At 72.5% G+C, this 22036-nt stretch carries 21 protein-coding genes; 12 read left to right on the top strand and 9 right to left on the bottom strand.

The features are described 5' to 3' along the window. Nucleotides 1-21: 21 nt before the first annotated feature. Complete coding sequence (locus IE307_RS47290) at nt 22-144, bottom strand: hypothetical protein (protein WP_268250386.1); 123 nt, start codon at nt 142-144, stop codon at nt 22-24. A 24-nt stretch (nt 145-168) separates the two neighbouring features. On the opposite strand from IE307_RS47290, the gene IE307_RS19980 reads away from it, so the two are divergent. Genes IE307_RS19980 through IE307_RS19970 form a run of 3 tightly spaced genes read left to right on the top strand, consistent with a single transcriptional unit; the run spans nt 169 to nt 3646 of the window. Further along, nucleotides 169-1209: a TauD/TfdA family dioxygenase gene (locus IE307_RS19980; protein WP_191299614.1), complete on the top strand. Its 1041-nt coding sequence runs from the start codon at nt 169-171 to the stop codon at nt 1207-1209. Next, nucleotides 1206-2873: a non-ribosomal peptide synthetase gene (locus IE307_RS19975; protein ID WP_191299612.1), complete on the top strand. Its 1668-nt coding sequence runs from the start codon at nt 1206-1208 to the stop codon at nt 2871-2873. The genes IE307_RS19980 and IE307_RS19975 overlap by 4 nt, the downstream gene beginning before the upstream one ends. Nucleotides 2874-2881: 8 nt before the next feature. Further along, nucleotides 2882-3646: a thioesterase II family protein gene (locus IE307_RS19970; RefSeq protein ID WP_191299609.1), complete on the top strand. Its 765-nt coding sequence runs from the start codon at nt 2882-2884 to the stop codon at nt 3644-3646. A 592-nt stretch (nt 3647-4238) separates the two neighbouring features. Here the strand turns inward: IE307_RS19970 and IE307_RS19965 are convergent. After that, nucleotides 4239-7070 (bottom strand): AfsR/SARP family transcriptional regulator, encoded by a 2832-nt coding sequence (locus IE307_RS19965; RefSeq protein WP_191299607.1) that lies wholly within the window; start codon nt 7068-7070, stop codon nt 4239-4241. A 146-nt stretch (nt 7071-7216) separates the two neighbouring features. Between IE307_RS19965 and IE307_RS19960 the strand changes: the two genes are divergently transcribed. The 5 genes from IE307_RS19960 to IE307_RS19945 all read left to right on the top strand — a co-directional run bounded on the left by IE307_RS19960 (nt 7217) and on the right by IE307_RS19945 (nt 11628). Then, a complete protein-coding gene (locus IE307_RS19960; protein WP_191299606.1) occupies nt 7217-7582 on the top strand; it encodes a nuclear transport factor 2 family protein in 366 nt (121 codons plus the stop codon). 101 nt (nt 7583-7683) lie between these two features. Further along, on the top strand, nt 7684-8121 hold the full coding sequence (locus IE307_RS46855; protein WP_229904891.1) for a cobalamin-dependent protein: 438 nt from the start codon (nt 7684-7686) through the stop codon (nt 8119-8121). Then, entirely contained in the window at nt 8118-9371 is a 1254-nt protein-coding gene (locus tag IE307_RS19955; protein WP_229904890.1) for a methylaspartate mutase, read from the top strand. The genes IE307_RS46855 and IE307_RS19955 overlap by 4 nt, the downstream gene beginning before the upstream one ends. 5 nt (nt 9372-9376) lie before the next feature. Then, nucleotides 9377-10369 (top strand): asparagine synthetase A, encoded by a 993-nt coding sequence (locus tag IE307_RS19950; protein WP_191299601.1) that lies wholly within the window; start codon nt 9377-9379, stop codon nt 10367-10369. Continuing rightward, nucleotides 10366-11628 (top strand): glutamate synthase-related protein, encoded by a 1263-nt coding sequence (locus IE307_RS19945; protein WP_191299599.1) that lies wholly within the window; start codon nt 10366-10368, stop codon nt 11626-11628. Before IE307_RS19950 ends, IE307_RS19945 begins: the two co-directional genes overlap by 4 nt. A gap of 165 nt (nt 11629-11793) precedes the next feature. Here the strand turns inward: IE307_RS19945 and IE307_RS19940 are convergent, their stop codons facing one another. Then, nucleotides 11794-12138 (bottom strand): hypothetical protein, encoded by a 345-nt coding sequence (locus IE307_RS19940; RefSeq protein WP_229904889.1) that lies wholly within the window; start codon nt 12136-12138, stop codon nt 11794-11796. 124 nt (nt 12139-12262) lie between these two features. Beyond that, the gene (locus IE307_RS19935; protein WP_191299595.1) at nt 12263-13396 is read right to left on the bottom strand and encodes a helix-turn-helix domain-containing protein; all 1134 of its coding nucleotides are present in this window, start codon (nt 13394-13396) and stop codon (nt 12263-12265) included. 251 nt (nt 13397-13647) lie between these two features. Here IE307_RS19935 and IE307_RS19930 point away from each other — a divergent pair, with 251 nt between their 5' ends. Next, complete coding sequence (locus IE307_RS19930) at nt 13648-13824, top strand: hypothetical protein (protein ID WP_191299593.1); 177 nt, start codon at nt 13648-13650, stop codon at nt 13822-13824. Nucleotides 13825-13846: 22 nt separating this feature from the next. Here the strand turns inward: IE307_RS19930 and IE307_RS19925 are convergent, their stop codons facing one another. The 4 genes from IE307_RS19925 to IE307_RS19910 form a co-directional block, all read right to left on the bottom strand. Next, nucleotides 13847-15856: an ATP-dependent Clp protease ATP-binding subunit gene (locus IE307_RS19925; RefSeq protein WP_191299591.1), complete on the bottom strand. Its 2010-nt coding sequence runs from the start codon at nt 15854-15856 to the stop codon at nt 13847-13849. Nucleotides 15857-15948: 92 nt separating this feature from the next. Then, a complete protein-coding gene (locus IE307_RS19920) occupies nt 15949-16674 on the bottom strand; it encodes a DinB family protein (RefSeq protein ID WP_191299589.1) in 726 nt (241 codons plus the stop codon). A 48-nt stretch (nt 16675-16722) separates the two neighbouring features. Continuing rightward, nucleotides 16723-17025 carry a hypothetical protein gene (locus IE307_RS19915; protein WP_191299587.1) on the bottom strand — a complete coding sequence of 101 codons (303 nt, stop codon included), beginning with the start codon at nt 17023-17025 and terminating at the stop codon, nt 16723-16725. Between the two features lie 62 nt (nt 17026-17087). After that, nucleotides 17088-18284 (bottom strand): PP2C family protein-serine/threonine phosphatase, encoded by a 1197-nt coding sequence (locus tag IE307_RS19910; RefSeq protein WP_229904888.1) that lies wholly within the window; start codon nt 18282-18284, stop codon nt 17088-17090. A gap of 128 nt (nt 18285-18412) precedes the next feature. Between IE307_RS19910 and IE307_RS19905 the strand changes: the two genes are divergently transcribed. The 3 genes from IE307_RS19905 to IE307_RS19895 all read left to right on the top strand — a co-directional run bounded on the left by IE307_RS19905 (nt 18413) and on the right by IE307_RS19895 (nt 20818). Next, nucleotides 18413-18871 (top strand): MarR family winged helix-turn-helix transcriptional regulator, encoded by a 459-nt coding sequence (locus IE307_RS19905; protein WP_229904887.1) that lies wholly within the window; start codon nt 18413-18415, stop codon nt 18869-18871. A gap of 227 nt (nt 18872-19098) precedes the next feature. Further along, nucleotides 19099-19539, top strand: coding sequence for an ATP-binding protein (locus tag IE307_RS19900; RefSeq protein WP_191299581.1), 441 nt, complete (start codon nt 19099-19101; stop codon nt 19537-19539). 82 nt (nt 19540-19621) lie between these two features. Then, nucleotides 19622-20818, top strand: coding sequence for a PP2C family protein-serine/threonine phosphatase (locus tag IE307_RS19895; RefSeq protein WP_191299579.1), 1197 nt, complete (start codon nt 19622-19624; stop codon nt 20816-20818). Between the two features lie 3 nt (nt 20819-20821). On the opposite strand, the gene IE307_RS19890 is transcribed toward IE307_RS19895, so the two are convergent. Then, nucleotides 20822-21979: a mandelate racemase/muconate lactonizing enzyme family protein gene (locus IE307_RS19890; protein ID WP_191299577.1), complete on the bottom strand. Its 1158-nt coding sequence runs from the start codon at nt 21977-21979 to the stop codon at nt 20822-20824. Between the last annotated feature and the right edge of the window lie 57 nt (nt 21980-22036).

Raw genomic sequence — 22036 nt, 5'->3', positions numbered from 1 at the left:
GGTGGACGTTCGAGTCGAAAGCTAGGCGCGCGCCGACGGCCGGATCGGCAGGTCGAGCGGCACCTTGGCGGAAGCCCGCACCTGCCCCAGCAGCTGCCGCACCGCCTGCCGCACAGGGGTTCGCGGCGTCCCTAGCGTCGGCACCACGCCAGCAGAGAGGAAAGTGCGATGAGCCCCACCGCTTTGTCAGGTACGGCGCCGTTGGTGGTCACGATCGAGCCCGGCGCTCCTGCCACCGTCGACGCCGAGAACGTGCACACGATCGAGCAGGCCACGGAGTGGTTGCGGGCCAACACCGACGCCCTGCGCGCCCTGCTGCACGAGCACAGCTCGGTGTACGTGCGAGGCCTGCCGGTGCACGACGTCGACGACTTCGGCCTCGTGCGCGACACGCTCATGCCCGAGCGCACCCCGTACCGGGAGAAGGCCACCCCGCGCAGCGACTTCGGCAACGGGGTGTTCTCGTCCACGGACCTGCCCGCCGCGCAGGCGATCCACATGCACAACGAGAACAGCTACACCCTGACCTTCCCCGGTCTGCTCATGTTCGCCTGCCTGATCGCCCCGCCCGAGGGCGGCGCGACCCCGGTGGCCGACTGCCGCAAGGTGCTCGCGTCGCTGCCGGCGGAACTCGTGGCCAAGATGCGCAAGGTCGGCTGGCTGCTCAACCGCAGCTACTCCGAGCACATCTCCACCTCGTGGCAGACCGCGTTCGCCGCGACCACGAAGGAGGAGGTCGAGGCGTACGGCGCGGAGAACCTGGTGTCCTGCGACTGGCAGTCCGACGGCCACCTGCGCACCACCCAGCTGCGCCCCGGGATCATCTCGCACCCCGTGACCGGTGCGGAGGTCTGGTTCAACCACATGGCGTTCTGGAACGAGTGGGCGCTCGACGAGGAGCTGCGCGACGCGCTGGTCGACGAGTTCGGCGTCGAGGACCTGCCGTTCAACACCGCTTTCGGCGACGGCACCGTGCTCAGCCGCGAGGAGCTCGCCACCATCCAGGCCGCCTACGACGCCGCCACCACCCGCCGCCGCTGGGAGCGCGGTGGCCTGCTCCTGGTCGACAACATCCTGTCCACGCACGGCCGCGACCCGTTCCGCGGCGACCGCAAGATCGTCGTCGCCATGGGCGAACCGGTCTCCGTGCTGGACTGCGCGCCCACCGTCGCCCCGTCGGCCACCCCGGTGAGCGGAGAGGACCGATGACCGGCCGGGACCTGCTGTCCCGCTTCCACGACGTCGTGCGGACGGCGCCCGAGCGGATCGCCGTGCGCGACACCGCGGGCGCGCTGACGTTCGCCGAACTGGAGGCCCGCACGGCCGCGCTGGCCGCCGTGCTCGCCGCGCGCGGAGTGGTGCGCGGGGATCGCGTGGGTGTGCGCGTTCCGCGGGGCAGCGGGCTGCTCGTCTCGCTGCTCGCGGTGTGGCGTGCCGGGGCGGCGTACGTGCCGCTCGACCCCGCCTACCCCGCCGACCGCCTGGCCCACATGGCGGGCGACGCCGCTGTGCGCACGACCGTGACGCCGGACGACCTGGCTCTCGTCGGCGGTGAGCACGTCGACGTTGCCGTGTCCGCCGACGACGCCGCCTACGTGATCTACACCTCCGGCTCGACCGGTCTGCCCAAGGGGGTGCAGGCCACCCGCGGTGGTGTCGCGTCCCTTGTGGACGGACTGGAGCAGATGGCCGTGTACGCGGCCGAACCCGGTGTCGTGGCGTGGAACGCCAGCGCGTCCTTCGACGCGTCGGTGCAGCAGTGGGCGCGGGTCTGCCGCGGCGACACGATCGTCGTCCTGGAGGACGCGCACCGCACCGAGCCCGCCAAGCTGGTCGCGTGGCTCGACGAGTGCGGTGTGTCCGATGTGGACATGACGCCGACGCACTGGGAGATGCTGCGCGAGCACCTGCTGCCCGGACGTCCCGACGGCAGGCGGCTGCGCCTGTTCATCGGCGGCGAGCCGATCAGCGTGCCGGTGTGGCGGGAACTGGCCGCCGCCGGGACCGTGGAGGCGTTCAACCTCTACGGCCCGACCGAGTGCACCGTCGACGCGACGGTCGCCCTGGTGCGGGGCGAGCACCCGACCATCGGCGACCCGTTGCCCGGCAACAGGCTCCTGGTGCTCGACGCCGGCCTGCGGGAGGTGCCCGACGGCGAGATCGGCGAGCTCTGCATCGCAGGCCCCCGCGTCTCCCACGGCTACCTCGGCCGCTCCGGCCTGACCGCCGGCCGCTTCCTGCCGGACCCCTCCGGCGAGCCGGGCGCGCGCATGTACCGCACCGGCGACCTGGTGCGCCGCACCGCGGACGGCCTGCTGGAGTTCCACGGCCGCGCCGACCGGCAGGTGAAGATCCGCGGCCACCGCGTGGAGCTGGGCGAGATCGAGACCGTCGTGCGGTCGTCCCCGGCCGTCGCCGCGGCAGCCGTCGTCGTCCGCGACGACCTGGGCGGCCAGCCCGTCGCCTACTACGTGCCCTCGGGCCTGGAGGGCGCGTCCGGACTGCGCGAGCACGCCGCCGCCTCCCTGCCGGAGGTCATGGTCCCGGCCGCGTTCGTCGAGGTCGCGGCACTGCCGCTCACCCCGGGCGGCAAGCTCGACACCGCCGCCCTGCCCGCACCGCCCGCCGCGGCCGGCACCGCCCCGGAAGGCGAGTTCGAACAGTTCATCGCCCAGGTGTGGGCCGAGGTCCTCGGCCGCGACTCGGTCAACGCCGACGACGACTTCTTCGCCCTCGGCGGCCACTCCCTGGTCGCCCTGCGGGTGGTGTCGAAGGTGAAGAAGACCTTCGGCCTCAAGATGTCCACCCGAGACGTCTACCGCCACCCCCGCCTCACCGACCTCGCCCGGCACGTCGAGTCCCTGCGCGTCTAGGAGGAACCGTGGACAACATCGACAACGTGGTGGTCCGCCCCCGCCGCAAGCCGGAGGCCACGAGGTCGCTGGTGTGCCTCGGCTTCTGCGGCGGCGGCGCTGGCCCGTACCTGCCCTGGGCCGACGTCCTGCCCGCCGACGTGGAACTGGCCGCGATCTGCTACCCCGGCAGGGACGGGCGCTTCCTCGAGGACCACGCCGACGACTGGCAGGCCCTCGCGGCCGACGCCACCTCGGCCGTCCTCGCGGCGGCCACCCGCCCGTACGTCCTCTTCGGACACAGCATGGGCGGCTGGATGGCGTTCGACGTGGCCGCCCGCATCGAGAAGGCCGGCGGCCGCCTCCCGGACGCCCTGGTCGTCTCCTCGGCCAACGCCCCGAGCCGCGGACTGACACCACGCGACATGTTCCCCGCCCAAAGCGACACCGACGCGGGACTGCTGTCGTGGATGACGGTCAACGGCCTCCTCGCGGACTACGTCCTCGGCAACGAGGAACTGCGCGAGATGGCGCTCGAGCTGATGCGGGCCGACATCCGCGTCCGCGACACGTTCGCCTACGCCGACGGGACCACGGTCGGCGTGCCGCTGCAGGTGCTGACCGGGGCCGACGACGACGTGATCGTCGCGGACACGGCGGCGCAGTGGCGGGCGCTGGCCGGGGGCGAGTACCGGCACGTGGAGTTGCCGGGCGGGCACTTCTACACCGAGGAGGTGTGGCGGTCGCTGCCCCGGTTCATCCCGGCGCTGGAGTCCGTCCCCGCCGGGGTGTGACCGGAGTGCGGGGCGGGCGTGGGGGCTCCTCGGGCCTCCGCGCTCATCCCGCGGCCGGGGTTGTGGGGTGAGGAACGGGTTGCGGGGGAAGGGCCGGGGTGCGGTTCTGGTGTCTGCCAACCGCGCCGGCGCACGCGCTCGCCAGCTCGCCCACCGAGCCAGCACGCGTCCGCCAGCCAACCGCGTCAGCACACCGTTCGCCAGCCAGCCCACCGTGCCAGCCAGCCCACCGTGCCAGCCAGCCCACCGTGCCAGCCAGCCCACCGTGCCAGCCAGCCCACCGTGCCAGCCAGCCCACCGTGCCAGCCAGCCGTGCCAGCCCGCCCGCCGAGCCGGCCAGCCGTGCCAGCCCGCCTACCGAGCCGGCCAGCCGTGCCAGCCCGCCTACCGAGCCGGCCAGCCGTGCCAGCCCGCCCGCCCGCCGAGCCAGCCAGCCGTGCCAGCCCGCCCGCCGAGCCAGCCCGCCGACCGAGCCAGCCAGCCAGCCGAGCGAGCCAGCCCGCCGAGCCAGCCGAGCGAGCCCGCCAGCCGAGCGACCAGTTCGCCTTGGCGCCAACCCGCCAGCGCCTCTCGTGTCGCCGCCGACCCCGGATCACCCAGTCGGGGCCAGCGTGTGAGCCTCCCCAGCGGGCAGCGCCGCCAACTCAGCCCGAATCGTGCTCGCCGCCGTGTGATCCAGAATCCGCTCACGAATCGCCAGAGCCTGCTCGAAATAGGCGCGAGCCTCCCCAACCCGACCCGCGGCGGCGCTCACCTGCCCCAGGTTGCGCAGGAGCTGGCCCTCGCCGATCACGTCGCGGGTGTCGCGGACCATCTCGAGGACGCGGCGCATGGTCGCGGTGGCCGCGGCGTGCTCGCCGGCCATGGCCTGGACCTGGCCGATGCGGTTGAGGGTGCGGGCGGCGCCTCCCGTGTAGCCGACGGACTCGTGCACGGCCATCGCCTCGGCGAGGTCGGTGCGGGCCTGGGTGATCTCGCCGTTGGTGGCCAGGATGAAGGCGCGCTGGGTCAGGACGATGGCGCGGCCCACGATGTCGCCGGCTTCGCCGTAGGCGGTGAGGGAGCGGTCGTAGAGGCGCAGGGCGGTGGTGGCGTCGCCGGTGTTGCGGGCGATCAGGGCCAGGTCGCGGTCGCACAGGGCCAGGCCGTGGGTGTCGCCGAGGTCGGCGAACAGGTCCCTGGCCGGGAGCAGGGCGGCGCGGGAGTCGTCGAGGCGGCCGCGGTTGATGTGGAGCGTGCCCAGGGAGCTCAGGACTGCTGCGGTGCCACGGGTGTTGCCCGCGGCGCGGCAGGCGGTGAGGGCCTCGGCGTGGGTGCGTTCCCAGTGGGCGAGATAGCCGCGGGACTCGAAGAGGGTGACCGAGGTGACGGCGAGGTCCCAGCAGAGCTCGTCCAGGCCGGAGGTGGCCGCCTGGTGGACGGCGGCGCAGAGGTTCTCGAGTTCGCCGTCCATCCATTCGAGCGGGTCGGCGAAGGTGACCTCGGGTTGCCAGCGCGGTGCGGTGCCGTGCAGGACTGTGTAGTCGCCGCCGTAGATGTCGCGGTGAGCGCGTTCGGCCAGGGCCAGCCAGCCGCCGAGCAGGCGGGAGACCGCGGCGGTGCGGTCGGTGGCGGGGATGTCCTGCGCGGCCTTCTCCCTGGCGAACAGGCGCAGCACGTCCTGGTAGCGGTAGCGGAACTCGCCGGTGGGCTCGACCGAGACCACGTCGAGCACCTGGACGTCCACCAGCGGTTCGAGCAGGTCGGACGGGAACGGGCGGTCGTCGTCGAGGACCGCGCCCGCGATCCAGCCGGGGACGACGGGGCCCTCGGTGAGGCTCAGCAGGCCGAACAGCACGCGGGACCGGCGGTCGAGGCCGTCGTGGGTCAGCGCGAGGCTGGCGCGGATGGTCAGTTCGCCGTGGGCGAGCTCGTCGAGGCGGTGTCGTTCGCTGGCCAGCCGGAGCACCATCGACGCGAGCGTCCAGTGGGGGCGGGCGGCCAGGCGGGCGGCGATGATCCGCAGCGCCAGCGGCAGGCCGCCGACGGTGCGCACGAGTGCCGCGGCGGCCTCGGGTTCGCGGGTGACGCGGTGTTCTCCGACGACCATGCCGAGCAGCCGCAACGACTGCTGGGCGTCGAGGACGTCCAGCTCCACCTGGCGGGCGCCGGGGAGGCCGGTCAGCCGCGAGCGGCTGGTCACCACGACGGCGCACGTGCTGCTGCCGGGCAGCAGGGGCAGGACCTGTCCCTCGGTGGCCGCGTCGTCGAGCACGACGAGCACCCGGCGGTCGGCCAGCAGCGTGCGGTACATCTCCAGCCTGGCGTCGACGCCTTCGGGGATCGCCGGGCCGGGGATGCCCAGCGCCAGGAGGAAACGGCCCAGCACGTCGTCCACAGTGGACGGTGCGCCGGTGCCGTGCAGGTCGCAGTACAGCTGTCCGTCGGGGAAGTGCTCGTGCGCCACCCGGTGCGCGAGGTGGGCGGCCACGGTGCTCTTGCCGACGCCGGGGCGCCCGGTGATCACCACGACCCCCACGGCCGAGCGCGCGGCCTCCCCGACGAGCACGGACTCCGCGCCGCGCAACATCTCCTCGTCACCGACGAAGTCGGCGGTGTCGGCGGGCAGCTGCCGCGGACGGGCCGGCTGCGCGGTGGCGGCGGGGCGCGGGGCGGGCTCGGCCTGGCGCTGGGCCGGGGTCTCGCCGGCCAGGATCGCCGCCTCCAGCTCCCGTAATCGTTCCCCCGGCTCCAGACCCAGTTCCTCGACGAGCAGGGCACGGCCTGCGCGGTAGGTGTCGAGGGCCTCGGCCTGCCTGCCGGAGCGGTGCAGCGCGAGCATCAGCAGTGCGCGCGGGCGTTCCCGCAACGGGTGTTCGTGGACCAGGCGCGTGACCTCGCCGACGAGCTGGTGGTGCTGGCCCAGTTCCAGCTCCAGTTCCAGGTAGTCCTCGACGCAGGTGAGCCGGTCCTCGTCCAGCCGCAACGCGCGGGTGCGCAACGTCCGGTTGGGAGCCCCGCCGAGGCACTGCCCGCGCCACAGCGCCGCGGCCTCCCGCAGGAGCGCGGCCGCCTCGGCGGCACGGCCCTCCTTGACCAGCACACGGGCCTCCGCCGTGCGGGCGAGGAAGTCGGCGAGGTCCAGCGCGTCCCCGTTGAGCCGCAGTTCGTAACCGGGCGGACGGGTGTCGATGACCGCGGACATGCCCGCGGTGTCCAGGGTGCGGCGCAACCGGGAGACGCAGATCTGCACCTGTGTGCGCGCGGTGTCGGGCGGGCTCTCGTCCCACAGGGCGTCGACGAGCGCCTCGGTGCTCACGACCCGGTTCGCCTCCACGAGAAGCAGCCCGAGGATCACCTGCTGCCTGCCCGGTGGGATCCGGGCGGCGCCGCCGAGACCGTCGACCTCCACCGGGCCGAGAACCCGGAATCTCCCTGGAGACATAGCGCGCGGCCACCCTTCACGGTCTGCGATTCCCCGAGAGTAAGCACATGGTCACGGAGGAGTACAAGCCCCGGCGATAGCGTGGAGATATCGGCAGGTTGCCCGGCGGCGGGACCGTGGTCGTTCATCGCGTGAGGAGAACCGCCATGAGCACCGCCGCAGGTGTCGACCACGTACGCCTCTCCTACCACTACCTCGACACGGGGGACCTGGACGGTTACGCCTCTTTGTTGCATCCCGACATGCAGCTCAAACGCAGCGACGCGCCACCGGGCCACGGCCGCGACGACACCGTGCGGCTGCTGAACACCGCCCACGCCCTCAAGGGAAGGCATCACATCCACAAGCTCGTGGCGGACAAGGACACCGTGGTCGTCGTCGGCCGCTACACCCCGCCTCCGGACGCGGAACGCCGCTTCCCGTCCGAGTTCGCTGACGTGGTCACCCTGTCCGACGAGGGACTTTTGCTCTGCAGCAGACGTTTCTACTACGTCGATCCGCCGTCCCTATAGCGGCAACTGCCGGACGGCTGCCGTCGGCGCTGCCTGGTGGCGCGGGGCGCGGCTTCTAACTTTCGGGGCAGGGAAACACCCGCGACCGAGGAGCTCGCCCCATGGAGTTGGACGCCGCCCGCCCGGACGCAGCCCGCCTCGACATCGTGGTCTCCGGGCTCGCCTCCGACGCGCACACCTGGAACCTCGTGTACCTGCAGCTGGTGCTGGAGGAGATGGGACACCGCGTCACCAACCTGGGGGCGTGCGTCCCCGACGGACTGCTGACGTCGAAATGCGGACAGGCCGCACCCGACCTCGTCGTGCTCGGCAGCGTGAACGGGCACGGGTTCCAGGACGCCAGGCGCGTCATCGGACCGCTGCGCGCACGACTGGCAGGCACCCCGGTCGTCATCGGCGGCAAGCTCGGCGTCGACGGCGCGGGCGGTCGTGCGGCAGCGCTGCTGGCCGCCGGGTTCGACGCCGTGTTCGAGGACGCCGATGCGATCCCGCAGTTCCGCCGCTACGTCGAGCGGCTCTCCGCCGGGGTGAGGTCGTGACCGACCGCTCGTTCGGCGGCTTCGTCGCCCGCGCCGCCGCCGCGGGGGAACTGGTCGTGCAGCCCAGGATGGGCGTCGCCGGACCGGCGCGGATGCGGGCCGGTCTCGCCGCGGTGCGCGGCGCCGGGGTGAGGGCGGCGGGCACGATCACCGTGGACAGCTTCACCCGCGTGGGGGAGCACCTCGCGGTGCGCAGGGCGCTGGACACCGGCGCCGAGCTCAACGGTTACCCCATCGTCGCCCACTCGCCAGGGACGACCCGCGCCGTGCTCGACGGTCTGCGGGGACGGGACTTCCCGGTGCAGGTGCGGCACGGCTCCGCGTGCCCGCAGAAGATCGTCGCGGCCCTGCTGGCCGCCGGTCTGGACGCGACGGAGGGCGGGCCGCTGTCGTACTGCCTGCCCTACAGCCGGGTTCCGGTCGCCGAGTCGGTGCGCGCGTGGGCCGAGTCCTGCCTGCTGCTGTCCGACGCCCGCGAGCGCGGCGCCCGGCCGCACCTGGAGTCCTTCGGCGGCTGCATGATGGGCCAGCTGTGCCCGCCGAGCCTGCTGGTGGCGATCAGCGTGCTCGAAGGCCTGTTCTTCCGCCAGCACGGCGTGGACAGCATGTCGTTGAGCTACGCCCAGCAGACCGACCCCGGCCAGGACGCCGAGGCCGTGGCCGCACTGCGCGCCCTCGCTGCCGAACATCTGTCCGATGTGGACTGGCACGTCGTGCTCTACACGTACATGGGCGTCTTCCCGCGCACCCCGCACGGCGCGACCGCGTTGCTGGAACGCTCGGCGGAACTGGCCGTGCGCACCGGCGCGGAGCGCCTGATCGTCAAGACGACGGCCGAGGCGCACCGCATCCCCACCGTCGCCGAGAACGTCACCGCGCTGGTGACCGCGGCGGCCGCGGCGGCTCAAGCCGAGCCGGGCGGCCCGATCGAGGACACCGGTGTGCTCGACGAGGCCCGCGCGCTCGTGGAGGCCGTGCTCGGCCTCGCTCCCGACGTCGGCATCGCCCTGGTCCGCGCGGTCGAGCGCGGCTACCTCGACGTGCCCTACTGCCTGCACCAGGACAACGCCGGGCGCACGCGGGCGTTCGTGGACGGCGACGGGCGGCTGCAGTGGTCGCGCATCGGCGCCCTGCCGCTGCCCGCCGGCCGTGCCGTCCCCGCCGCCGCCCCCACCGCCGACGAACTGCTCCGCTCGCTCACCCACGTCGAGCGCGCCTTCGACCGTCCCAGCCCCCGTCCCCAGGAGTGACCACGATGGACACGACCACCTCGGCGCCGGTGGACCCGCGCGCCCACCTGACCTCACCGTCCACCCGCGCCGTGCTGCGCGTGCAGCACCGCGTGCTCGACGCCGTGCGCGAACACCTGGGCGGGGAGGGCTTCACCGAGATGCTGCCGCCGGTCATCGGCCCGGTCACCGACCCGGGAGCGCGCGGGGCCAAGCAGGTCGACGTCGACTACTACGGCCACCGCTACAAGCTGATGACCAGCGCGATCCTCTACAAGCAGGCGTCGCTGACGGCGTTCGACCGGATCTTCTGCATCGCCCCCAACGTGCGGCTGGAGCCGCTGGAGACCAGTTCGACCAGCAGGCACCTCGCCGAGTTCCACCAGATCGACGTCGAGGTCGCCGGCGCCTCCCGCGACGACGCGACGCGGGTGGCCGAGAACCTGGTCGTGCACGTCGTGCGCCGCGTCGTCGAGCGCTGCGCCCCCGAGCTGGACGTCCTGGGCCGCGACCCGGACGCGTTCGCCGACCTGTTGTCCGGCCAGGCCTTCGACCGGCGCACCCACGCCTCCGCCGTCGCGGACCTGCACGACACCGGCCACGCCCAGAACCCCGACGCCGAGATCGACTGGACGGGGGAGGCGCTGCTGTCGTCCAAGTCCAGCAGGCCGTTCTTCCTCACCGACTACCCCAAGGGCTCCCGCGGTTTCTACGACCGCGAGAACCCGGCGGCGCCCGGCCACCTGCTCAACTTCGACCTGCTGGCCCCCGAGGGCTACGGCGAGCTGTGCAGCGGCAGCGAGCGCGAACACGAGTACGCCACCATCGTCGCCAGGATGCGCGAGACCGGGGAGAACCCGGCGAAGTACGCCTGGTACCTGAAGATGGTGCGCGAGGGCGTCCCGGGAAGCGCGGGCTTCGGCATCGGACTGGAGCGGCTGGTCCGCTACCTGTGCGGGCTGGACGCGGTCTGGCAGGCCAACGCCTTCCCGAAGATTCCCGGCGTGGTGTCCCCGTGACCGCGTTGCGCGCGGACACGTTCCCGGAGGACGCCGTCCGGGAACGGGCTCGCCTCGGCGCCGCGGCGGTGTTCCCCCCGCTGTCGGACTACGGCGGCGCCCTGCTGGGCGAGCCGCAGGGTCCCGCGCCCGCCGACGCCCTCGACGCGACCCGCCTGGTGCCGCCGGTGTTCATGCCGCGCCGCCTGGAGAAGCTCATCGACCTCGCCCGCGAACCCCTGCACGGCGACGTCGACCTGGAGAGCACCGTCGGCGGTTTCGCCGCACGCCTGCCGCTGTACCTGTCCGCGTTCGGCTCGACCCGTGCCGTGGGCACCGACCTGGGACGCGCCGCCGCGGCCCAGGCGGGCGCCCTGGGCATCCCGATGGTCGTCGGCGAGAACGTCGTTCCGGTCGACGGTTTCACCGGCGAACGGTCCCTGCTGGCCAGGATCACGGCCTACGCCGACCACGCCCCGGACGGGGTGGGCGGAGTGGTGGTGCAGCAGAGCACGGAGGACGCCGACGCCGAGGTGTGGAACCGCGTCTACAGCGACCCGGCGACGCGGCCCCTGCTGGAGTCGGGGCGGCTGGGGTTCGAGCTGAAGGTCGGTCAGGGCGCCAAACCCGGCATCGGCGGCCTGACCGTCGTCGACCGCGCCCAGGCGGATCGCCTGGCCGGCCAGTACGCCCTGGAACCGCTGATCGACCCCGCCGGCGACCGGGTGCTGCGCTGCGCCAGCCCCGGGACGTTCACCGACGAGATCCTCCGGCAGCAGATCCGCCTGATGCGCAACAACTATCCGCGCGCGCGGGTGTGGGTCAAGCTCCCGCCGGGACGTGACGTCGCCGCGGCGGCGGACGTCGCGTGGCAGGCGGGCGCGGACGCGGTCACCGTGGACGGGGCCGAGGGCGGCAGCGGATGGGCCCCCACGGCGTCGCTGGCTGGCGTCGGCCTCCCGTTGGCGGAGTGCCTGCGCCGCATCGGTTCCCCGCGCGGCTGCCTGCTGGTGTCGGGCCGGGTCTGGGAAGGACTGCGGGCCGTGAAGTGCCTGGCCGCCGGGGCCACCGCCACGGGTCTCGGCCGGGCGGCCCTGCTGGCGGTTGATGAGAACCCCCAGTCGGGCCTGACCCGTCTGGTCGAGGCGATGACCCTGGAGCTGCGCCTGCTCATCAGCGCACTGGGCAAGTACCACCCGTCCGCACTGTCCACTGAGGACCTGTGGTCTCCGGCCGGTTGGCCGGTCCCCGCCGAGCAGGTGGTGGCGGCACGGGGATAGCGCCTGCAGCGGAAGTGACCCGCTCCGGAGACCGGGGCGGGTCACTCCCGCATGGTCCGGAAACGCCGCGTGCCCGCACCGATGTCCGGTGCGGGCACGTGGTCGGTGTGGCTCAGGTCAGCCGCGTGCCGGCGATGTCCGGTGCGAGCACGTGACCGATGTGGCTCAGGTCAGCCCAGCGGCGGCGCGAAGGCCGCACAGGTGCACCGGGTCGGCCCGCAGGCGGACGGCCAGGTCCGGCAACGGCCCCGGTGGCCGGTGGCCGCCCGCCGCGGCGTCGGCGACGGCCAGGGCGATGGCGAGGCACTCCGCCTGGGCGTCGGAGGTGGGGGAGATCAGGCAGACCACACCGCCCAGGTGGTCGTACCCCAGCGTCCGCAGGGCCCACGCCGCCGCCCGGCGGGCGTGCGGGGTGGACGGCCACACGCTGAGGACCTCCGGGCCGGCGGGGACGAAGAAGGCGTGCACGGGGGAAGCCGTCGCGGCACCTGTGGGACCGGTGCTCGTCATGGGGGCCATCGGTCACGCTCCCGGGCTCGGCGTCGCGACCAGTCCACCACGGGGAGGGCGTCGTCCTCGGCAGTCGCGGAGGCAGGCCGGGGGCGTGTCCGGGACGACCGCGAACGGGGGCGGGTCAAGGCGTCGGCGGTGCGGCCGCCAGCACCGAGCGGATCAGCGGGGAGACCGTGAAGCTGCGGCCGGTCTCGGTCTCGACGGGCCGCACCAGGCCGCGCTGGAGCAGGTCGCGCAGCAGCCGGCCGGTGTCGGCCGACGGGCCGAAGCGGGCCGGGAGGTTCTCCAGCACCTGCCGGTAGGGCTCAGCGGCACCGGCGAGCGCGCGCACGAGGGTGTCGTCGAGCAGTTGAACGGGGTCGGTGGCGGCCAGCTCCGGCAGCGGGTAGACCGACAACCACGACCCGACGGCGGCGAGCGCGCCGGGCAGGCCGTCGAGTGCGCGGCACAGGCGGTCGACCTCGGCCGGGTCGGCCGTGCCGGGGTGCTCGGCGAGCAGCAGTCCGGCCGCGTCGCCTGGCTCCAGACCGGACAGGACGAACACCCGCTCCCCGGCGAGTCCGCACGGCGCCGGAGCGGTGATCAGCACCCGCACGCCGGGGCAGTCGGCGAGCAGGCGCAGCACGCCGTCCCCGCACACCGGCCCGTCGACCCCGTCGAGGACCACCAGCGCGGAACGGGTGCCGATCACCTCGGCGAGGTCGTCGTACGCCCACCCGCCCGTGCGCACGGCCGTCGACCACGCGGTCACCAGCCCGGCCAGCCGCGGATCCCGCAGAGGCGTGCCGTCCACCCCCGCCCACAGCACCGGCATCCTGGCGTGCACCACCTCGGCCACCGCCGCCGCGAACCGCGTCTTGCCCACACCGGGGAGCCCCACGACGGTCGCGAGCCTGCACCCGCCGGCCAGTTCGGCGGCCAGGCCACCGGTCTCGAGGTCGCGCCCCACCTGGGCGGAGAGCGAAGTGGGCGGGACGCCGGCGGCCACGTCGACCTCGGCACGGCGGTCCGGGTCTGCGGCCACCTCCAGGTCGTGCCGCGCCCGGCTGCCCAGCCGCAACCCCTCGGCGATCAACCGGACCGTGTCCGGCCGCGGCCGCAACGCCCGCCCCTGCTCCAGGTCCCGGATGGCCCGCACGCTCACCGTCGACAGGTCGGCCAGCTCCCGCTGCGTCAGCCCGACGCGGCTGCGGTGCCTGCGCAGCAGTTGGGCGAAGGGCGGAAGTCCGGGGTCCAAGGCGGGCGGAGTGGCCATCTCGGGATCCTCTTTTCACGCGGATGATTTTGTCCGCCCAATAGTCGGTAGCCCCGCTATCACGCTGCAATCCCCGCGCATATCCCGTCTGCAAAACACCGGGAAATCCTGCATCTCCGCAGTTCAGAGCATGTTTTATGTCGCCATCGCCGCCGGGATAGCGCCGGGATAAACCGCGTGATAGTCCCGGGATTAAGGAGCCTCATAACGTTTGTCCCATCGCCGGAGAAACATTCCTGAGGAGGCCCCAAATGGTCCGCACCGCCATCGCCGAGATCGCCGCTGTCGCCCTCGCCGTCGCCGCCTTCACGACCGTCGCCGCCACCACCGCCCACGCCGTCACCGACACGACGCCCGCCACGGTGGCCGGCAGCAACCCCTGGGAAACGACGCCCGCCACCGCGTCCGGCAGCAACCCCTGGGAGTAGGCACCACCCCCGCACCGACGGGTCAGGCCGGATCGGTGACCGTGAGCGCCAGGTCCGCGTCGACGACCGTCACGAGCACGTGCTGCCCGCCGCGCAACTCACCCGCGAGCAGGGCACGGGACAGCCGCCGGTCGAGTTCCTTCGCGATCGTGCGGCGCAACGGCCGGGCGCCGTACTCGGGCACGTGACCGCGGGCCGCGAGCCAGTCGACGGCCTGGTCGTCCACTTCGAGCGTGATGTCCTGCTCGCGCAACCGCTGCCGGGTGCTGTCGAGCAGCAAAGCGGTGATCTGCCGCAACTGGCCCTGGTCGAGGCCGCGGAACAGGATGATCTCGTCCACGCGGTTGAGGAACTCCGGGCGGAACCGGCGGCGGACCGAGGTCATCAACGGCTCGCGCAACTGCTCCACCTCGACGCCCGAGGCAGCCGCGGCGAGCAGCTGGTCGGCACCGATGTTGCTGGTCATGATGATCACCGTGTTGGCGAAGTCCGCCGTGCGTCCCTGGGAGTCGGTGAGCCTGCCCGCGTCGAGCACCTGCAGGAGCGTGTTGAAGACGTCCGAGTGCGCCTTCTCGATCTCGTCCAGCAGCAGGACCGAGTACGGCACGCGCCGGACCGCGCCGGTGAGCTGACCGGCGTCCTCGTACCCCACGTACCCCGGCGGCGCGCCGATCAGCCGCGACACCGTGTGCTGCTGCCCGAACTCGCTCATGTCGAACCGGATCAGCCGGTCCTGCGAACCGAAGAGCGCCTCCGCCAACGCCCGCGCGACCTCCGTCTTGCCCACCCCTGTCGGGCCGAGGAAGAGGAACGAGCCGATGGGCCGGTGCGGGTGCTTGAGGCCGGCACGCCCCTGGCGGACCGCGTCGGCCACCGCCTCGACGGCCTCGTCCTGCCCGATGATCCGCTGGTGCAGGTGGCTCTCCAGGTGCAGCAACCGGTGCCGTTCGGCCTCGGTGAGCTGCGCGACCGGGATGCCCGTGCTGCGCGACACGATCTCGGCGACGTCGTTCGGCCCGACCTCGGGCGCTTCGGCCAGCGCGGTACGCGCGGCGTCCAGGTCGGCGGCCGCGTGGCGGAGCTCGTCGTCCAGGAACGGCACCTCCTCCTCCGGGGCGGTGTCCCGTTCCCGCTCCAGGCGGCTCACCCGCTGTTCGAGCTCCGCCGGATCCGGTGGCATCGGGGCCTTCTCCCGCAACCGGACGCGCGCGCCCGCGCGGTCCACCAGGTCGACCGCCTTGTCGGGCAGGAACCGGTCGGTCACGTAGCGGGCCGACAGCTCGACGGCGGACACGATCGCCTCGTCGGTGATCCGCACCCCGTGGTGCGTCTCGTACCGGCCGCGCAGACCGCGCAGGATGGTGATCGTCTCGGCGACCGACGGCTCGGCGACGTGGATGGGCTGGAACCGCCGTTCGAACGCGGCGTCCTTCGCGATGTGGCGGCGGTAGTCCTCGGCCGTGGTCGCCCCGATGACCTGCACCCGTCCGCTGGTGAGCACGGGCTTGAGGATGTTCGCGGCGTCCATCGGCGCGGCCTCGGCACTGCCCGCGCCCACGACGGTGTGCAGCTCGTCGATGAACAGCACCACCATCCGGTTCGTGGCGGCCACTTCCTCGATCACGCCCTCGAGCCGTTCCTCGAACTCGCCCCGGTACTTCGCCCCGGCCACCATGCCCGCCAGGTCCAGGGAGACCAGCCGTCTGCCGGCGAGCGTGGCGGGCACGTCGCCACGGGCGATCCGCGCCGCGATGCCCTCGACGATCGCGGTCTTGCCCACCCCGGGATCACCGATCAGGACGGGGTTGTTCTTGGTGCGCCGCGACAACACCTCGAGGATCTCGTCGACGACGTCCTCCCGGCCGATCACCGGGTCGAGCAGGCCGTCCCGCGCGGCGGCGGTGAGGTCGCGTCCGTGGTGGTCGGTGCGCCTCGTCGCAGACGGCGGCTGACCCTGCCCGCCGAACAGCTTCCCGACCAGGTCCTCCCACGAGGTGGACCCGAAGCCGAACACCCAGTCGTCATCACGCACGGCCCGCCGCCTTCACCCGATCGAGGGACTTCCCCTCCGATCCTCCCTCGCAGGAGCCGTGCGCACAGGCCAGAGGCCGCGACGAGCACGTTTCAGGCCGTGGAGGCGTCCCGCGCGTCGATCAGGTCGAGGTCGCGGACGCAGAAGCCGTGGTGCTGGAAGGTCTCGTTGAGCACCGTGCGAAGGCACTGCAGCGCCGAACGCCCACGTGCGTACGGGGGCCAGACGTCGTCCTCGGGCACCGGTGCCGGCGCTGCGAGCTGCTCCGCGGTGACCCCGCCGAGCCAGGCTTCGAGTTCGGCGGCCTGTGCTTCGCGCACGCTCACGATCTCGTCGAGGTCCGGGTCGAGCGACAGGTCAAGGCCGTGCGCTTCGCGGTAGGGCTCGACGTCCGGACCGATGCCCATCGGCGTGAACAGCTCCGCCGAACCCAGGCAGCACCGGCGGAACCACGAGTCGTGGACGAAGACCAGGTGGCGCATCGTCTGCACCGCCGACCACTCGTCGTTCACGCTGCCACGCTCGATGCCGGGCGCACGACGGATCCGCTCGACCGTGGCGGCCCACCCGGCATGCAGCTCACGCGCTGCCTCACGCAGATCGGCGGGGTCGTCGGAACGGAGCAGCAGCCGCACCGGATGACGCCGGTCGAGCTCCGCCTCGACGTACCCGGTGACCTCGACACCGTTCACCACGAGGTTGGTGACGAACCCGTCGATCACGGCGTCCTGCAGGACCACACCGATCAGCCGTGCCCCCGTCAGGTCGCACTCGCGGAACTCCGCACCGTGCAGGTCTTCGCCGATGTACCGCGCCATGCGCCGCATCCTGCCATCGCCGACCGGTTCACGTACGAGATATGGGATTTACTCGGCTTCGAGCTCCTCCAGACCGTCCTGCCAGCGCTGCCGCCGTTCGCCCGCCGTCTGCTCCCACCACGGGGTGCCGCGCTCGCCGAGGGCGGTCTTCGCGAGGTGGACCCGTGCGCGGGCGGCACGCTCCGCCTCGGCGTCCTGGGCGCGGAGGGCGGCGCCGACACCCCGGCGAGCCGCCATCAGCAGGCTGCGCAGCCGTGCCGCCGGTTCGGGCGGGATCTCGGGGTCGGTGGCCCGCCACCGCCGCCCGTTGATGATCACGAAGTGCCCGTCGGGCGTGCGTTCCGGCTCCACCGCACCAGGATCGCACCGGCCGGGACGTCAGGCCTGGCAGGAGGAGTTCGCGCAGGTCGCGGTCACGTGGACGCCACCACGGGCGACGGTCCTCCGTGCCAGTCCAGGCACAGGACCATCGCGTCGTCCGTGACGGTCGTGGTGGTGCGGTGCCCGGTGAGCTGCTGGAGGATCTCCCGGGGGACCTGCGCGGCGGGCAGCAGCCGGGTCAGGTTGATCGCGCGGGCCAGCGCGCGTTCGCCGTAGCGTTCGCCGGCGGGGGAGGCCACGTCGTACACGCCGTCGCTGACGAAGATCAGCCGGTCGCCCGGCCGGACCTGGAAGGCCTCGCTGGTGTACTGCGTGTCCTCGAACATGCCGAGGGGCAGCTGGTCCTCGAACGAGATGGTCTCGATGGTGTTGCCGCGCTGGCGCCACATGCGGGGCGACCCGGCGTCGATGACCTCGACACGCCCGGTCCTGAGCTCGAACCGCAGCAGGAGGACCGCCAGGTGCAGCTTTCCGGCGTGCTGGCCGTAGACCGCCTGGTCGGCCAGCGCGGCCTGGTCGGCGAGCGGGATGCCGGCGCGGCGGGCGTTGCGCAGCGCGTTGATCGCGAGGTTGGTCAGCAGCGCGGCGTTGATGCCCTCGCCCATGCCGTTGGTGACGGTGAGCGTGAGGTGGTCGGCGGAGGTCGACCAGTCGAAGTTGTCGCCGTAGATGGCGTAGGCGGGTTCCAGCTGGGCGCCCAGGTCGTACTCGGAGCGCTTGCAGGACCTGCCGGGCAGCAGCTGCCACTGCATCTCCGCCGCCAGGGTCAGCCGCGCCGCCCGCCTGGCCTGCAGGTACAGGTCGGTGTCGCGTTCCGCGACGACGATCTCGTGACCGAGGGCCTGCGCGACCTTGACCAGTTCTGCCAGGTCGTCCTTGCCGGGTGCCTCCGGCAGGGTGACCGTGAGCACGCCGAGCCGGTCGCCGCGCACGGTGACGGGCAGGTACGCCGTCGCCGTGGCGTCGGCATGGCGTTCGACGAACTCGTGCTGTGCGCCGAAGGCCTGACCAGCGGTGCTGCCGTTCACCGGGATCGGCTGCCGGGTGTAGGGCAGTTCCGAGACCTGCTGCAGCATGGTCAGCGCGTAGTCGGCCAGCAGCAGGTCCACCGTGTTGGCCTTGTACAGCTGTCTCAGCTGTCTGCGTGCGATGTTGAGCAGGTCGTGAGGTGCTCCGGCCCGCAAGGCCTCCTCGACGACGAGATATCTGTTCACTGCTGGTGCGGCCACGAGGCGCCTGCCTTCTGTCGGTACCTGCCGAGCATGCATCGCGGACGTGGCCGGACATGACACGGAATCCTGGAAGTGCGACAGTGGGACATGTGAACCGGATTCGGCCACACGCCACAGTCGACGACGTGCTCCAGGTTCTCACCCAGGTCGTGGAGCAGGTCGAGGTGATGTGGGAGCGGAGCAAGGACGTCTCGCCCGCCCCGCTGTCGGTGTCGCAGCTGCGCGTGATGTTCGTGCTCGAGAACTCGGAGGGTGCCAACCTGCGCACCCTCGGTGAGGCGCTGGACGCGGCCCCGTCGTCGGTCAGCCGCCTGTGCGACCGGCTGCAGGCCGTCGGGTTCCTGGACCGCGACGTGAGCTCCACGAGCCGGCGCGAGGTCGAGCTGTCGTTGAGCGACCGCGGCCGCGCCTACCTGCACGACCTGCGCGAACGGCGCCGGGAGCACCTCCGCGTCGCCGTGGACGCCCTGCCGCCGTCCGCCCGCTCCTCGCTGGCCACGGGCCTGAGGCAGTTGCGCGACGGGGCCGCGGTCCTGCACCGGCTCGACGACGGGGAAGAGGAACCCGGAACGCAGTCCGCCTGACCTCCCGGCTCTCATCCTCATCACCTCCCGCCTCTTCCGCTCCGCGTCTGCTAACGTTTGCCGTGCGACAATAGTTTAGTGACGAGGGCATCTTGTCGTGATCGCTGACACGGCGACAATGGGAGGCTGCTGTGAGCAACTCTCCGGCGTGGCCGTGGTCCTCGCCGAGTGAACTGTGACCGCGCCCGGATCGGTGCACGCACCGATCTCGCGCCGGAACTGGCCGCATGCGGCCCGGTGACGCACCAGTTCGAACGTCACCGCGCGATGTCCTGCGGACCCGGCAGATCAGGTCGGGATCAGACCTGCTCGCCGCGCGGCAGGCGGTGCGCGCGGCGGCCGTCGAGGCGGGGTTCGACCTCGTCGGGCAGACGAAAGTGGTGACCGCGGCGAGCGAGCTCGTCCGCAACGCCTACGTCTACGGCGGTGGCGGCACCATGGGCATCACCCCGATCGTCGCGCCGAGCGGACGCCGCGGACTGCGGCTGGACGTCAGCGACCACGGGCCTGGGATCTTCGACGTCGAGGCGGCACTGGTGGACGGGTTCAGCACGGGCGCGGGGCCGGGACACGGCCTCGGCGGGGCCCGCCGGCTCGTCGACGAGTTCCGCATCGACACCGCCGTGGGCAGGGGCACCACGGTCACCGTGGTGAGGTGGGCGCCGTGATCGCGGAACCCACGTCCAGGCAGGCTGTGCCCACCCCGCGCTCGCACGTCGACGACCTGAGCCCTAATCGGAGATCAACGGCATGACGGCTGACCGCCACGTCACCCCGGCCGCGGCCGGCGACGTCCTCGCGCTGAAAGCACAGATCAGATCGCTGTGCGACGCCCACGACGTGCCCGTCGAACTCCGGGCCAGGCTGGTGCTGAGCGCGACCACGCTGGTCCGCGAGCACCTCGCCACCGACCCCCCGGCCGTCCGCGGCGGCTTCACGACCGAGCAGGATGGCACGCTGGTCGTGACCATGCCCCTGCGCGCGCCCCTCGACCGGACGCGCCTCAACCTCCCCCTGCTCCCGGACGCCTCGGACGCCCCGGAGGCCGTGTGGCGCATCCCCGCCCAGGCGCCGCGACCGGCCCGCCCGACCGACGACGAGACGGCCACCGAACGAGAACTGCGCGCCTCCCTGGCCCGCGTGGACGCCCTGGAACGCGAACACCTGCAGCTCAAGCACGAGCTGTCCGAGACCAACAGCGGCGTCGTGGCCATGTACGTCGAACTCGAAGAACGGGACGAACAACTCCGCCGCGCACACGCCGTGATCTTCCAGGAGCTGGAGGACGCCCTGCGCCCACCGGCTCCCACGGTCGACGGCGTCGAACTGGGAGTCCACTACCAGCCCGCCGACCAGGACGCCCCCACCGGCGGCGACCTCTACGACTGGCTCGTCCTGCAGGACGGCACCCTGCAGATCACCGTCGTCGACGCCATCGGCCACGGCGTCACCTGCACCCGCAACGCCCTGCACGTCACCCACACCATCCGCACCCTCACCCTCGACGGCCACCCGTTCGAGCACCTCGTGCGCCGGGCAGGCGAGATCAGCGAGGGCCTCATGGCCACCGTCCTGATCGCCCGCCTGAACCCCCGGACCGGCGAGCTGCGCCTCGCCGGCGGCGGCCACCCGCCCGCACTGCTGGTCCCCGCCGCCGGCGAACCGGAGTACCTGCCCGCCAAGGGCCGCGGGGTCGGGTTTCCCAACCCCGGCAGCATCGGCATCCACCACAGCGTGCTGCGCCCGGGGGACCAGCTGCTGCTCTACACCGACGGCCTGGTCGAGAGCCGCGGCGACGTGGACGAAGGGGAGCTCCGGCTCATCAGCACCGTCCGGGTCCACGGCGAGAAGCCCTTCGGGTCGGCGCTTCCCGCCATCGTCGAGGACATGCTGGAGATCGTCCGGTACACCGACGACACGCTCCTGCTCGGTGTCCGCTTCGGGTGAGCCCTACTCGAACACCCCGTACCCCGCGACGGCGTGTTTCCGCACCCCGTCCATGTCGAGCTCCACACCGATCCCCGGCGTGTCGGGCAACGTGATGTACCCGTCCTTGACGATCGAACCGCTCCCGTCGGGAGCGCGGACGTAGCTGTCCCACACCTCGCGTTCCTCCAGCGCGTGCCACTCCTGCACGAAGAAGTTGGGAATGGCCCCGCACTGGTGCGACGTGGCCATCGTGCCCAGCGGCGTCGACACCAGGTGCGGCGCGAACGGGATGTAGTGCAGCTCCGCGAGGTTGGCGATCTTCTTGGCCTCCGCCAGCCCGCCGCACTTCGGCACGTCCGGCTCGATCACGTCCACGGCGCCGCGTTCGAGCAGCTCGCGGAAACCCCAGCGCAGGTAGAGGTTCTCGCCCGCGCAGATCGGGGTGCGGGTCTGCTCCCGCACCCGCACCAGCGCGTCGACGTTCTCCGCCGGCAGCGGTTCCTCGAGCCACATCAGGTCGAACGGTTCGAGCTCCCAGGAGATGCGGCACGCGCTCGGCACGTCGTAGCGGGCGTGCAGGTCGATGGCCAGGTCGACGTCCGGTCCGATCGCCTCGCGGACGGCGGCCACGCGTTGGACCATCGACCGCAGCTCGGCGGCGTTGATCGTGTGGTTGAAGTCGTCGAACTTGCCGGGGTGGTGCAGGTCGTCGATGTCGAACTTGATCGCGGTGAAGCCCTCGGCGACCATCCGGTGGGCCCGGTCGACGCACCCGGAGACCGAGCCCGCCGGGTCGTCGCCGTCGCCGCAGTCGGCGTAGAGGCGGATGCGGTCGCGGAACTTGCCGCCGAGCATCCGGTACACGGGCTGGCCCGCCGCCTTGCCCGCGAGGTCCCACAGCGCGAGCTCGATGCCGGACAGGGCGATCACGAACACGCCGCCCTGCGGTCCCGCGAAGACCTTGCTGCGGCGGAGTTTCTCCCAGCAGCGCTCGACGTTGCGGGGGTCCTCGCCGATCAGCAGCGGGGTGAGGAACTTGATCATTCCGACGACGCCGGCGGCGCCGGCGTCGGGGTTGGCCTCGCCGAAACCGCTGAGACCCTCGTCGGTGTCGATCCGGACCAGCGTGGCCTCGCCGTGGTAGGCGACCACTGCCGTGGTGACGTTCACGATCCGCATTTCTCTCCCGTCGCCGGGTGGTGCAGGTGAACGGAGACTGTCGCTACATCCAACTTG

The sequence above is a fragment of the Lentzea cavernae genome (genome assembly GCF_014653695.1).
GTDB classification, from domain to species: domain Bacteria; phylum Actinomycetota; class Actinomycetes; order Mycobacteriales; family Pseudonocardiaceae; genus Lentzea; species Lentzea cavernae.
This window is presented reverse-complemented; position numbering and strand designations above follow the sequence as displayed.

Coding starts and splice junctions, on each gene's coding strand:
- IE307_RS19980 (WP_191299614.1), top strand. CDS start 169: ATGAGCCCCACCGCTTTGTCAGGTACGGCGCCGTTGGTGGTCACGATC.
- IE307_RS19975 (WP_191299612.1), top strand. CDS start 1,206: ATGACCGGCCGGGACCTGCTGTCCCGCTTCCACGACGTCGTGCGGACG.
- IE307_RS19965 (WP_191299607.1), bottom strand. CDS start 7,070: ATGTCTCCAGGGAGATTCCGGGTTCTCGGCCCGGTGGAGGTCGACGGT.
- IE307_RS19960 (WP_191299606.1), top strand. CDS start 7,217: ATGAGCACCGCCGCAGGTGTCGACCACGTACGCCTCTCCTACCACTAC.
- IE307_RS46855 (WP_229904891.1), top strand. CDS start 7,684: ATGGAGTTGGACGCCGCCCGCCCGGACGCAGCCCGCCTCGACATCGTG.
- IE307_RS19950 (WP_191299601.1), top strand. CDS start 9,377: ATGGACACGACCACCTCGGCGCCGGTGGACCCGCGCGCCCACCTGACC.
- IE307_RS19940 (WP_229904889.1), bottom strand. CDS start 12,138: ATGACGAGCACCGGTCCCACAGGTGCCGCGACGGCTTCCCCCGTGCAC.
- IE307_RS19935 (WP_191299595.1), bottom strand. CDS start 13,396: ATGGCCACTCCGCCCGCCTTGGACCCCGGACTTCCGCCCTTCGCCCAA.
- IE307_RS19930 (WP_191299593.1), top strand. CDS start 13,648: ATGGTCCGCACCGCCATCGCCGAGATCGCCGCTGTCGCCCTCGCCGTC.
- IE307_RS19920 (WP_191299589.1), bottom strand. CDS start 16,674: ATGGCGCGGTACATCGGCGAAGACCTGCACGGTGCGGAGTTCCGCGAG.
- IE307_RS19900 (WP_191299581.1), top strand. CDS start 19,099: ATGCGGCCCGGTGACGCACCAGTTCGAACGTCACCGCGCGATGTCCTG.
- IE307_RS19895 (WP_191299579.1), top strand. CDS start 19,622: ATGACGGCTGACCGCCACGTCACCCCGGCCGCGGCCGGCGACGTCCTC.
- IE307_RS19890 (WP_191299577.1), bottom strand. CDS start 21,979: ATGCGGATCGTGAACGTCACCACGGCAGTGGTCGCCTACCACGGCGAG.